The 13,346-nt window shown below is 44.7% G+C and carries 10 protein-coding genes; 5 read left to right on the top strand and 5 right to left on the bottom strand.

From position 1 onward, the window contains the following. Nucleotides 1-11: 11 nt before the first annotated feature. From AACY26_RS07635 to AACY26_RS07620, 4 genes are all read left to right on the top strand, one after another. Entirely contained in the window at nt 12-1,031 is a 1,020-nt protein-coding gene (locus tag AACY26_RS07635; RefSeq protein ID WP_339512610.1) for an MraY family glycosyltransferase, read from the top strand. Between the two features lie 55 nt (nt 1,032-1,086). Further along, entirely contained in the window at nt 1,087-3,081 is a 1,995-nt protein-coding gene (locus AACY26_RS07630; RefSeq protein WP_445261286.1) for a polysaccharide biosynthesis protein, read from the top strand. A gap of 128 nt (nt 3,082-3,209) precedes the next feature. After that, nucleotides 3,210-4,490 (top strand): lipopolysaccharide biosynthesis protein, encoded by a 1,281-nt coding sequence (locus AACY26_RS07625; protein WP_339512608.1) that lies wholly within the window; start codon nt 3,210-3,212, stop codon nt 4,488-4,490. Then, a complete protein-coding gene (locus AACY26_RS07620; RefSeq protein WP_339512606.1) occupies nt 4,487-5,338 on the top strand; it encodes an AAC(3) family N-acetyltransferase in 852 nt (283 codons plus the stop codon). The genes AACY26_RS07625 and AACY26_RS07620 overlap by 4 nt, the downstream gene beginning before the upstream one ends. A gap of 630 nt (nt 5,339-5,968) precedes the next feature. Here the strand turns inward: AACY26_RS07620 and AACY26_RS07615 are convergent. Beyond that, a complete protein-coding gene (locus AACY26_RS07615) occupies nt 5,969-6,772 on the bottom strand; it encodes an SDR family oxidoreductase (protein ID WP_339512604.1) in 804 nt (267 codons plus the stop codon). Nucleotides 6,773-7,332: 560 nt separating this feature from the next. On the opposite strand from AACY26_RS07615, the gene AACY26_RS07610 reads away from it, so the two are divergent. Then, a complete protein-coding gene (locus AACY26_RS07610) occupies nt 7,333-8,694 on the top strand; it encodes a polysaccharide deacetylase family protein (protein ID WP_339512603.1) in 1,362 nt (453 codons plus the stop codon). Nucleotides 8,695-8,943: 249 nt separating this feature from the next. Here AACY26_RS07610 and AACY26_RS07605 read toward each other — a convergent pair whose 3' ends face one another. From AACY26_RS07605 to rfbA, 4 genes are all read right to left on the bottom strand, one after another. Next, nucleotides 8,944-10,785 carry an acyltransferase family protein gene (locus AACY26_RS07605; RefSeq protein ID WP_339512602.1) on the bottom strand — a complete coding sequence of 614 codons (1,842 nt, stop codon included), beginning with the start codon at nt 10,783-10,785 and terminating at the stop codon, nt 8,944-8,946. 223 nt (nt 10,786-11,008) lie between these two features. Next, a complete protein-coding gene (rfbD, locus tag AACY26_RS07600) occupies nt 11,009-11,899 on the bottom strand; it encodes a dTDP-4-dehydrorhamnose reductase (protein WP_339512600.1) in 891 nt (296 codons plus the stop codon). 2 nt (nt 11,900-11,901) lie between these two features. Next, a complete protein-coding gene (rfbC, locus tag AACY26_RS07595) occupies nt 11,902-12,444 on the bottom strand; it encodes a dTDP-4-dehydrorhamnose 3,5-epimerase (RefSeq protein ID WP_339512598.1) in 543 nt (180 codons plus the stop codon). Beyond that, entirely contained in the window at nt 12,441-13,319 is an 879-nt protein-coding gene (rfbA, locus tag AACY26_RS07590; RefSeq protein WP_339512596.1) for a glucose-1-phosphate thymidylyltransferase RfbA, read from the bottom strand. Before rfbA ends, rfbC begins: the two co-directional genes overlap by 4 nt. Between the last annotated feature and the right edge of the window lie 27 nt (nt 13,320-13,346).

Genomic DNA, 13,346 nt, shown 5'->3' with positions numbered 1-13,346 from the left:
GAGAAACGTTAATGCTATTTTTGATTTTCATTGTCGCGCTCGTTTGTTCTTATTGTTTGACGTATTTTTTGCGTACCTATGCACTTAATAAAAATATTATTGATATTCCAAATGCACGCAGCTCTCATTCTATTCCAACCCCGCGTGGAGGTGGCGTTGCTATTGTTCTGGTTTTTTTAACAGTCGTTCCTGTTCTGTATTTTTGTGGGCTTCTTATTCAAACCGATTTTCTCGCCATTTTTGTCACAGGTTCCTGTGTTGCACTTATAGGGTTCGTTGATGATCATGGCCATATTGCTGCTCGTTGGCGCCTACTTGCTCATATGCTGGTTTCAATATGGGCAATTTACTGGGTGGGTGGGTTGCCAGATCTTTCAATTCTAGGGCTAACACTAAGTAGTGGCTGGCTTAGTAGTATTCTTTCAGTAATTTATTTGGTTTGGATGCTAAATTTATATAATTTTATGGATGGTATTGATGGGCTGGCTAGCCTTGAGGCTGTTACGGTTTGTATCGGTGGGGCTATTATATATTGGTGTCTTGGCGAAAATTCCCATGTATATGTGCCCTTAGCTTTAGCTGCAGCTGTGACAGGTTTTCTATTTTGGAATTTTCCCCCCGCTAAAATTTTCATGGGTGATGCGGGTAGCGGTTTTCTGGGTGTCACTTTAGCAATTTTATCAATTCAGGCGTCCTGGATTGCGCCTGAGTTACTCTGGAGTTGGTTGATTTTACTTGGCGTGTTCATCGTAGACGCAACGTTCACTTTGTTAAGGCGTCTCTTGCGAGGTGACAAGGTGTATGAGGCTCATCGTAGTCATGGCTACCAGTATGCATCTCGAAAATTCAAGCGACACTTGCCCGTGACTTTAGGTATTACGGCTATAAATGTTTTTTGGTTATTTCCGCTTGCGCTTTTGGTTGCTTTAAATTTTATAGGCGGATTTTATGCTTTACTGTTTGCTTATGCGCCTTTGCTTTTCTTAGCTGTAAAGTTTAATTCTGGGGCGCAGGAGCTCAAAGTCTCTTAAATGTCTATTCACATCTGCTTATATGTGTAAACGTTGCTTGGAGTGACACCAAATCATGAACACGCTACGCAACTGGCTGCTTAAGCTTCCACGGCGTTATAAGCGCTTATTACAGCTTGCTGTTGATATCTGCCTTGTCTGGGGCGCGCTTTGGTTGGCCTTTGCTGTCAGGTTGGGTATCGAAAACCCAATTAACCCACTCGCGGGGCACTTATGGCTGTTTATAACAGCTCCGCTGATAGCGATCCCGGTTTTTACTCGAGTCGGTATGTACCGTGCGGTCATGCGTTATTTCGGCAATGACGCTCTGATCACTATCTTCAAGGCGATCAGCATTTCCTCGCTACTGCTGGCGCTCGCGGTCTATTGGTACCAGGCTTCGCCTGTAGTGGTTCCCCGCTCAGTTGTCTTCAACTACTGGTGGCTGAGCCTTGTGATGATCGGCGGCTTGCGCTTGGTCATGCGCCAATATTTCATGGGCGACTGGTATGTTGCCGCGCAGCAAGTGCCTTTTTTCAACAAGAATGAAAACTTTCCCAGGGTTGCCATTTACGGTGCCGGTGCCGCAGGTAACCAGCTTGTGGCAGCCTTGCGTATGGGGCGCGCTATGCGGCCTGTTGCCTTTATTGATGATGACAGTGATATCGCCACGCGCATCATTTCTGGCATCAAGGTTTATAAACCCAAGCACATCCAGCAAATGATCGATGAGACTGGGGCGCAAGAGATCCTCCTGGCGATCCCTTCGGCGACGCGGGTTCGGCGTCGTGAAATCCTGGAGCACCTTGAAGGCTTCCCGCTGCATGTTCGCAGCGTCCCGGGGTTTATGGACCTGGCGAGCGGTCGGGTGAAGGTTGATGATGTCCAGGAAGTTGATATCGCAGACTTGCTTGGCCGTGACACTGTGCCTCCACGCAAGCCGCTGTTTGAGCGCTGTATTCGCGGTCAGGTTGTAATGGTTACAGGGGCAGGGGGCTCGATTGGTTCTGAGCTCTGCAGGCAGATTATCGCCACCGGCCCGACGACGCTTATTTTGTTTGAGCACAGTGAATTCAATCTATACAGCATTCATACAGAGTTGGAGCAACGTGCTGCACGCGAATCGCTGCCTTTGAACCTGATCCCGATTTTGGGCTCGATCCGTAATCCTGGGCGCTTACTTGATGTGATGCGTACTTGGAAGGTCAATACGGTTTATCACGCCGCTGCCTACAAGCATGTGCCTATGGTCGAGCACAATATTGCCGAAGGCGTGCTAAACAACGTCATCGGCTCGGTTAATACAGCCCAGGCGGCGCTTAAAGCCGGTGTTGAGCATTTTGTTTTGATCTCGACTGATAAGGCTGTGCGCCCAACCAATGTCATGGGCAGCACCAAGCGTCTGGCAGAGATGGTTTTGCAAGCCTTGAGCCAGGAGTCTGCTCCGGTTTTGTTTGGCGATAACGATACGGTTCACCACGTCAACAAGACCCGCTTCACCATGGTTCGCTTTGGTAATGTGCTGGGCTCGTCTGGGTCTGTTATCCCACGCTTTCATGAGCAGATTAAACACGGTGGGCCGATTACCGTGACCCATCCGAACATCACCCGTTATTTTATGACCATTCCTGAAGCTGCCCAGTTGGTCATCCAGGCTGGGGCAATGGGGCTGGGCGGTGATGTGTTTGTCCTGGATATGGGCCATCCAGTCAAGATCGTTGATCTTGCAGAAAAGATGGTTCACTTGAGCGGCTTAAGCGTCCGTTCCGAGAAAAATCCTCACGGCGATATCACTATCGAGTACACCGGGTTGCGCCCAGGTGAGAAGCTGTACGAAGAGCTATTGATTGGTGACAACGTAAGTCCAACCGAGCACCCGATGATCATGCGTGCCAGTGAAGAACATCTTGCATGGGATGACTTCAGGCAAGTACTTAACGAATTGGTCAGTTCGGTTGCGGCTGATGATTATGGACGCGTCCGCCAACTGCTGCGTGAGACTGTTAGCGGATACAAGCCTGATGGTGAAATCGTTGATTGGATCCATCAGCAGCGACGCCTAGAACCTTGAACTGCTTGAGTTGAATGCGGTATTTCTAGATTAATATTAGTTTATATGCCCAGTGCCCTAAGGGCAGGTTTTCGCTCTGTTATGTAGGAATACCATGAGAATTATCATAAGTTTTTGTTGCAAATGTAATGCATATGATTAAAAGAATGCTGTCTAAAAGCACTTATACACGCAATGTCCTGATATTAATGACTGGCACAGGGGTAGCCCAAGCTATCCCTATTGCCATCAGTCCAATATTGACTAGATTGTACTCGCCCACAGACTTCGGTGTTTTTGCTCTTTATATGGCGATAGTGTCTATATTATCTGTTGTTGTTACTGGTAGGTATGAGCTTGCAGTAATTTTACCCAAAAAAGATAGCGATGCTATAAATATTGTAGTTCTAGCAATTGTGCTTAGTTTTTCAGTAAGTGTGTTTTTGTTGATCATTGTTGCATTATTTAATGACGATATCACGAGGTTACTTGGTGTGCCTGAGCTATCTTCGTGGTTGTACTGGGTGCCAGTATCAACCATGATTACTGGTTTGTACCAAAGTTTAAACTTCTGGATTAATCGAAAATCGCATTTTAAACGTTTGGCATTAAGTCGAGGGTTGCAAAGTGCTGGTGTAGCAGCCACGCAAACTGGTACAGGCTTTTTGGGCTTAGGAGCTTCTGGTCTAGTCATTGGCCAGATTACAGGTCATGCAGTTTCTTCGGCTTTATTAGCACAGCAGGTATATACTGAGGATCGTAAGTGTTTGAGCGATGTGTCCGTAGTACATATAGCAAAAGTAGCTAAAGAGCATTCAAACTTTCCCAAGTACATGATTCTTGGTCAGCTTGCTAATGTGGCATCTAGCTACTTACCGTTATTCTTATTGAGTGCATTTTTTGGTTCTCATATTGTAGGTTTTTATTCGTTAGCGCAACGCATTTTAATCGCTCCAATGGGACTCATTGCAGGAGCTTTAGGGGATGTATATCGACAAGCTTCTGCTAGGCAATATGAGGAAGAAGGAAACTGTCGTGTTATTTTTGTAAGTACGCTAATAAAGCTATTGTTTATCTCGTTGTTTTTCGTTACTCCATTTTTTTTCTTCGGCCCTTATATATTTTCATTGGTTTTCGGAGAGGCTTGGAGGGAGGCTGGTGAAATTGCATCTATTATATCAGTAATGGTTATATTTCAAACGATGTCTTCGCCACTAAGCCTAACTGTCCTTTTGGCGAATATGCAGTTTTTTGATCTTGTCTGGCAAATTGTACGACTTTTATTATCTTTCTTGTCCTTATATATTGGGTACACGTATTTTGAAGGATATAAAATGGCTTTAGTTTTCTTTTCATTGTCCTTCTCTTTTCTGTATGTGGTACATACATATTTTCAATATAAAGTAGCTAAAGGTGAATTAAGAAAATGACGAGAGTTGATAAGGCTCGATTAATTCAAGATTTTTTAAGCATTGGGCTCAAAGAGGGAGATACAATCCTTATTCGTGCTGGTTTAGGTTCGGTAGGGAGAATCGAAGGTGGAGCGAATACATTTATTGATGCATTATTAGAGGTTTTAGGTCCTGAAGGAACTGTGGTCTCACTTGCATTTACTAATAGTTACTTATTTAAAAGGCCGCGTAAAAATGACGCTTTTGATTTAGCAAAAAAAAGTTATGCAGGTGCGCTTCCTAATGCAATGATGAAAAGAGATAACGCCTGTAGAAGTAAGCATCCTACGTGTTCCTATGTCGCAATTGGTAAACACTCAAAGTATCTTACGCAAGATCATGACCACATGTCAGGAGCGTATGAGCCTGTACGGAAGATTGTTCAATTAAGTGGTAAAAATATTTTAGTTGGGTGTGTCAAAAGTAGCCCTGGGTTTACAACTGCTCACCTTGCAGAGGGTGATCTAGGAATGTTTTCTCTAAATATTTTCGCTGGCTTTGTACGTGTATATTACTCAGATGATTCAAATAACTTATGCTTGTTCAAAAGAAAAGATATAGGGCTTTGTTCAAACTCTTTCTATAAATTTTATGCGCATTATGTTAATGAAGGTGTATTGGCCGCTGGGTATGTGGGGGGGGCTTATTCAATAATGGCTCCTGCTCAAGAATGCTATGCTATTGAGCGTGATGTATTAACAAAAAATAAAAAGTTCAATATTTGCGAGTCTAAAGACTGTTTTACTTGTAATGCAGCTCGCTGGGATAGGGTGCATCACATCCCTGGATATGTTTTGAGGAGAATGTATATGAAATTTAAAGGTTAAAAATGATAAGTAATTGGAGCATGACTCAAATCTATTTGAGTCTGGCGGCGGGCGGAGATGAGTATTACGCGAGTACTGAATTGAGTTCGGAGTGTCATGCTCCATGTCTGTGGATTAGTTTTCTATGATTTCGATAGGGCTTTTTAAATCAAACTATTTGCGGTGCTTATCCTAAACTCTAAATCGTTAGCATCTAGATTTTGCTATTCGTGAACTAACATGTTGGTTCAGGTTTTAGTATTTCAATGTCGCCACGCTGCGAGGGGGAAGGGAAATCGTAGAAGAGTATTGCAGTGCTGGTTTTCTAGATTATCTTAGTATGCTGCAATATTTCCTAACCTCGGCCATAATTCATATTCTTTCGCATAACTGGCGATATGTCATTGATCGCAGTACAGATAACCTCGATTTCGAGACTTCCATCATATCGTTCATTATTAACAGCATCACGTTGTTAAGCATAAACTCTACTAGCGTACTTACGGGTGAGGTATTGCCCTCACCCTTTTATATTCCTGAATGTGCTGAACATCGATCTCATGCATGAACTGATGAATACAAATCGCCTATGGTTTTGAGTATTGAGTCAGCAAGGAAAACTTGATGCTTTTTCTCCCGCTTGCTTACTGCTCAATTGCTCTTGGCACGCATTTTTTCAGTCATCTTAATCATTTCATCGTAGATTAGTTGCGGGTTCTGCTGTTTTAGGGTTGATGCCAGACGTCCTTGTTCATGTGGCAGGATAATAAACTTACCTTGTGCTACATGCTCATAGATATAGTCGGCGATCTCTTGAGCACTAATAGGTGAGCTTTCGAGCAGCTTTCCTACCTGCTCTTTTATCGCGGCCGTAGGGCCACGGAACGAGTCTAGTAGGTTCGTTTTAAAGAATGAAGGGCAAACTACGTGTACGCTAATACCAAAAGAATTTAGTTCAATTAATAAACTCTCAGATAATGCAACAACTCCGGCCTTAGCTACGTTGTAGTTGCTCATCGCAGGGCCTTGCATAATTGCAGCCATAGATGCAATATTGATTATTTTACCTCTGCTTTTTTTAAGTAAAGGCAAGAAAGCTTTACAGCCTTTAACAACACCCATTAAGTTGATAGAAATTTGCCAATCCCAGTCTTCTAAAGATATCTCATCAAAGAAGCCTCCCGAAGCGACACCGGCATTATTGATTATCATGTCAATACCACCGAATTTCGCTTCACAGGCTTGAGATAGGGCTGTCAGCTGACTGTAATCACGCACATCACAAATTTGTATAAAGCCATCCCCGCCCTTTTTACGAGCGAGCTCAAGCGTTTCAATAAGTCCTTCTTCATTTACATCTGACATAGCAAGCAAGCAGCCTTCGCGTGCCCAGCGCAATGCCATTTCACGACCTAAGCCTGAGCCCGCTCCTGTAATCATGATGCGATTTTGCATTTGGAGTTCGCCTTGTTGTGCTGTGAGTAGTGCTGCTCAGTATAACCATGGGATAATTCAGCTGGAGCAATATCACCCACCCGAATGATCGGAGCTAACTCCAGCCATTCACTGCATTCACTGGAAGCTATAGCCGAAAGGCCGTGGTCTTTTGCGAGGTCATATACCTGTATTCCATTGATCGACAATTTCGGTTATCTTCTTACATTATAAGTTTTCGGACTTTATTCATACTATGCGTTTACATGTCTAGTTTGTGGTCCATCTCTAGTTATCCGGTAGTTCAGGTGCTTCTGCATATGATTTCGGCGGTTGCCCATCGCATTACCAAAGCGCAAAAGGTAAAGGCTAGCGCCCGCGTCTTGCCGGTTGTTTGTAGGTCAGATTAGATGATTTGCTATTTCTCCATACTTTGATAGGGGTAGTGGAGGTCGTAGGGAAAAGCAATATTTTCCATTTGGCTCATAAAAAATGACAGTTAACAAAAATATCAATAAAATCCAGGTTGAAAATAAAATGATTTTTGATAAAAACGCAGTTAGAAAATAGGTTATATAAAATTGGATAGCAATATATTTTACTCAAAGAGTGCTCTAGCTTGGCTTTCACTTGTGCTTGAAGAAAGATTTGGTCTTAAATTTTTCATCCAACATAGCGACTCAGGCTTGGCGATATATATTAAAGAAATAGCTGGGAGTTATATTCTTTTCTCTAAGCCCAAAAACGTCTTTCGCACACCTCAAGCATATGTGCCGTACACTCAATGGGATGGAGTTAGTGAGGGTTGGATAAGTAAAGTAGGGAAGCCATTACCTGCTCCAGGGGTGAGCGTACTTCCGAAGCCATTAATAGTACAAAAGAAAGATCACCATGTAATTCAATATGATATATTGGGTTTAACATATTGGGCGCTGAATCGGATTGAGGAAATCGATAGTGACAAACTAGATTCTCATGGGCGCTTTCCTGCAATTCACTCGCACGCATACAATCACAAATATTTAGACCGCCCTGTTGTGGATGAATGGCTTCACTTGCTGGGGCAAGTCATACAGCGCCAATGGCCAGAGCTTAGATGTAAACAACATCAGTTTTCAATGCTAGTTTCGCATGACGTGGATGCCCCCAGTCGCTATGGATTTTGCTCGTTCGCAAATATGCCTAGGAAAATGGTTGGCGATCTGTTGCGATGTAATAATTATAAGAGCATATTTACTGCGCCGCTGATACGACTTAATAGTAAAAATAAATTACATTCGGCAGATTCATACAATACATTTGACTGGATTATGAGCATATCAGAAGATCATAATCTTGTGAGTGCGTTTTATTTTATATGTGGCCGTACCTCTAATGTTGATGCTGATTACGAACTAGAACACAGTGCTATTCGTGAGCTACTACGCCGCATTCATTTGAGGGGACATGAGGTCGGGCTTCACCCAAGTTATGGGACTTTCAACAAGCCTGAGTTAATTTTGTTAGAGGCTCAGCGTTTACGGAAAGTTATGAATGAAGAAGGAATACATCAAGAAAATCTCGGTGGACGTATGCACTATCTGCGCTGGAAGCATCCAGGTACATTGCAAGCGTTGAGTGACGCAGGTTTGAGCTACGACTCAACATTGGGCTACGCTGATTTACCAGGCTTTCGTTGTGGCACATGCTTTGAATATCCTAGTTTCAACCCGGTTACACAGAAGTTATTGAAAATACGTATTAGGCCATTAATTGTCATGGAGTGCACGGTTATTTCCAGCCGCTACATGAACTTAGGTTATAGTGAAAGTGCTATGAATGAAATTATTAAGCTGAAAACATACTGTAGACAAATGAGTGGATGCTTTACTTTGCTTTGGCATAATAGTCATTTTACAACCCAGTCTGATAGGGAGCTTTATACCGATATAATAAAAGGCTAAAACTTTATTGTGTAAGAAAGTTGTATCTGTTTAATAAAATATAGTCTTGATTCACGGTCTAACTATCGTTGCTCGATTCTTGCTGCTCTGTAGTCTATGCTTTAATTTTTTTTGGGGCGCTGGTGCGTTCTATCTATTAAGATGTGCAGTTTGCTTTATTAATTATAAACGCTCCATAGGCCCAACCTTTTAAACTTGGGGTTTATGGAGCGTTTACAGAAGTAGCTTGTAAAGGTCACCCCGGTCAGGTCAATGGTGCCGCGTCAGAAGCTCAATCGCGGTCGCAATAGAGCTTGACGCTGCTATTCCGTATCTCCTTGATCCGACCTCATTTAAGTGGTGATTATCTCTATAGATCAGTGTGCCGTCATTAAACGGCGGTGCACTGAACAGGGGTAGCTTTGAGAAATTCAAAAAAATCGCATTTGAGTGTTTCGCGACAAGCAGTTCGATTTTTTGATTAGCCGCTTCCCAATCCTTGTTCATTTGAACAGAGGTTTTAAAGCCCAACTCTCTGAATCTGTATGCTCGTTGAACATCTGCTTGAAGCATTGGAACTTGGGATAGTACGATGACCGGCTTACCCCTAATTGCGGCATTGTTAATGAATCGGTCCAATGCCTTTAGAAAGGCAGTGCTAACTGCCTGATATTGCCACATGCCAGCAATAATAATGATGTCAGCAGCATCAATATTAGATTTAGTGAACTGAATTTGTTTTTGACACGGTTCCCTAGCCCACCGTGGCAGCCTATCGATATCAAATCCCTCGATTGTTACGCAACTGCTTGCTGTGATTACTTTTATTTTTGAGCGCAAACGGTTTCCGAGCTCATCAGCAAAAAAATTTAATTGTGCTGCGTGGCTATCTCCCAGAAGTAGAATTAACTTGTTAGCAGAATGATCACCTCGAATACAATCGCCTACGATCATGCCATGACATATTCCGTTTTCAGGGGCGTAGCGAGTCAATTCGACCCTCAATGGTGTGACCAGCTTAGAGTTCAAGATGCTCGATATAAAGACAGATGATATAAACACAACCACAAGGAACGTAGGTATTACAATGTGTACATTTTTTTTACTTCTAAATGGCAGCTCAATTAAATAATAAGAAAGGATAGCTAGTAAAGTAGTAAGCAAAGCAAAAAAAGTCAACATTGGAGTGGGCAAAATGTAGTCCCCGCCAAAATAGCGAAGCATCGCAAGTACGGGCCAATGCCATAGATATAGAGAATATGAAAGCGCACCTATCCAAACCAATATGCTATTTGATAGCAGCCTATTAACTAAGCTGTTTTGCGCAGCTATTACGAGCGCTACACCGACGCAAGGTGGTAAGGCGAGCAAGCCTGGAAATTCACTTCTTTCAGTAATGAGCCAAAAGCTAGATACAACAAGTACAAAGCCTATGGCTCCCGCTACATTTGATGTAGACGGCTTCCAACGCTCACCTATTTTTCCAACTGCAAATATACCTCCAATCAAAAATTCAGGAACTCTAGATAAAAGTGAAAAATACACTTCCTGGTGGAGCCCTGCTGAAAGTTTCCTCGCGCTGTAGATTGTCAGTCCACCAGCAATTAACACAATTGATGATTTTAATAAATTTTTAGGGGTAACTAATATTAGTAGTGGAAGTAATAAGTAATACTGCATTTCGACTGCTAACGACCATAAATGTAACAAGGGGAATTCATATGCCGCAGGAGCAAAGTAGTCATGTTGGTTTGCAAAAAAATTGTTGCTATTAAAATAAACAGCAGCTTTGAGGCTTTCCCAGTAACTATCAAAATCTCTAGGGATCAGAAAAACTGCAGCAACGAGAGTCACTATTATCAATAGTGCCATATAAGCAGGCACAATTCGTTTCAGTCTAGATATGTAGAAGGCTTTTAGTGAAAAACTTTTGTTTTTAAGTTGATGTAATACTATTCCTGTAATCAGAAATCCTGAAATCACAAAAAAGATATCTACACCGATGAAGCCACCTGGCAACCACTCTTTATTTATATGATAAATAATTACACTAAGTACAGCGATAGCTCTGAGCCCCTGTATGTCATTTCGCTGCACCGATTGCTGCTTCATGCGTACTCCAACACGTACATTTCTGTAAGGCTTTACGCCAAAATTTGTTTGCGCTTTTTACAGCAATATTCCTTAACCTGCCAGTCGCCAGAATTATAGAAATTCCACGCTGACCGCCGAGTCCTAAGATTGTTTGTTCATATCAACCTTGGATTAATTTGTTGCGTGAGGATACTCAGCCTATGCTGCTGTAGCCAACCTGGTAGGTGTGGGGTATTAGGCGTCACTTTAAAGTTAAAGTTGCTATTTCCTTGAGCATTTCCGCTAGCTCCTCACGCCAGTCGTTTTGCTCGATAGTCAGCTTTTCTTCAATCAGGCTGCAATCCATTACCGACCAGGCAGGGCGGCGGGCTGGTGTTGGGTAGTCGACTGTGTTGATTGGATTAACCTTCGGCGCTTTCTGCAGTTGTTTAAGCTCAACGGCTTGGCTGAAGATTTCTTCTGCGAAGCCATGCCATGTTGTCGCTGGCGTGTTGCTGAAGTGATAAGTGCCCCAGCTCAGGTTGCCATTGTTACGGTATTGGCTGGCTAATACCCAAAGCGCTTTGGCGATGCTGGCTGCCGATGTGGGGCAGCCATGTTGATCGGCCACAACGCCCAGTTCATCACGGCTTTGCGCCAGGCGCAGCATGGTTTTCACAAAGTTATTGCCATGGGCGCCAAACACCCAGCTCGTGCGCATGATGATGTGTTGCGCACAGTGGTTGGCCACAGCCAGTTCGCCTGCCAGCTTGCTAGCGCCGTATACGCCTGTAGGGTTGGTTGGGTCTGTTTCTTTATACGGGCTGTTTGCGTCACCGCTGAATACATAGTCGGTAGATATATGTAATAACGGAACATCAAGTTTGGCGGCTGCTGTGGCTAGATTCTCGGCACCCTTGGCGTTGACTGCATAAGCGAGTTCGCTATCACTTTCAGCCTTGTCTACTGCTGTGTAGGCCGCAGCATTGATGATCAGCTGCGGCTGGAGCTCGCTAAGTTTGCTGGCGACTTGATCTGGGTTGCTGATATCAAGCTCAGCCGAGCCCAGACCGATGGCGGTAAAGCCTGCAGGTGCAAGGCGAACAAGCTCATGACCGACCTGGCCATGGGCGCCGGTAATCAAAACGCGCATGCTTAGCCCTTTTGTTTGATGAGTTGTTGCAACGTCGGGTTGAGTTGGTCTTTACCTGATAGCAAAGGCTGCTCGATAGGCCAGGGGATATTGACCTCGGGGTCATTCCAGATCAGGCCACCTTCGTCTTCAGGGAAGTACAGGTCAGTACATTTGTACTGAAAATCCGCAACCTCACTCAACACACAAAAACCGTGAGCATAGCCTGGCGGCACCCAGAGTTGACGATGGTTTTCATCGTTCAATTCAACGCCAACATATTGGCCGCAGGTTGGCGAGTCAGGGTTGATATCAACCGCTACGTCATACACCGAACCACGGCTGACGCTGACCAGTTTGCCTTGCGGGCGCGTGCGTTGGAAATGCAGGCCACGCAGGACGCCGCGCTGCGAGCGCGAGTGGTTGTCCTGAACAAAGGGTAGGTCGATCCCGGCGTCACGATAGCGCTCGGTCTGGAAGCTTTCGAGGAAGAAGCCGCGGTGATCACCAAATACTTTTGGCTCAATGATCAACACGCCAGGCAGTGCAGTTTCTATAACCTTCACAGCGCTTTCTCCTGTTCAAGCAGACGGCTCAGGTACTGGCCGTAGCCCGTCTTGCTCAGTGCTTGGGCCTGGGCAGATAATTGCTCGGCTGATAGCCAGCCCTGGTGGTAGGCGATTTCTTCCAGGCAAGCGACTTTTAGCCCTTGGCGCATTTCGATGGTATGCACAAACTGGCTGGCTTCCATCAGCGAATCATGGGTGCCGGTGTCGAGCCAGGCGAAACCACGGCCAAACATGCTGACGTGCAGGTCGCCGCGTTGCAGGTAGGCGTTGTTGACATCGGTGATCTCAAGCTCGCCACGGGCGGATGGTTTCACGTTCTTGGCGATTTCGACCACTGAGTTGTCGTAGAAATACAGGCCCGTCACAGCGTAGTTGGACTTGGGCTTTGACGGTTTTTCCTCGATGGAGATGGCCTTGCCTGTGTTGTCGAACTCAACGACGCCAAAGCGTTCTGGGTCGCTGACATGGTAGCCAAATACCGTGGCGCCGCTGGCCCGGCTCGCAGCGTCTTTAAGCATTGCGCTAAAGCCATAACCGTAAAAGATATTGTCGCCGAGAATCAGGCAGACATTGCTGTCGCCGATAAAGCTTTCGCCGATAATAAATGCCTGCGCCAAGCCGTCAGGTGAGGGCTGTTCGGCGTAGCTCAGTTCAATGCCAAACTCTTCGCCATTGCCGAGCAGTTTACGAAACTGTGGTAAATCCTCGGGGGTCGAGATAATCAGTATTTCCCGAATACCGGCAAGCATCAGCACCGACAGCGGGTAGTAGATCATGGGCTTGTCGTATACCGGCAACAGTTGCTTGGACACGCCACGGGTAATGGGGTGCAGGCGTGTGCCGGAACCGCCAGCGAGGATGATACCTTTCATAAAAACGTCCTGTACGAAACTGGGTTG

Origin of the sequence: Pseudomonas sp. RL_15y_Pfl2_60, from assembly GCF_963970595.1 — a bacterium.
Taxonomy (GTDB): Bacteria; Pseudomonadota; Gammaproteobacteria; order Pseudomonadales; family Pseudomonadaceae; genus Aquipseudomonas.
The sequence above is the reverse complement of the archived record's forward strand: the minus strand, read 5'-3'. Positions and strand labels throughout refer to the sequence as shown.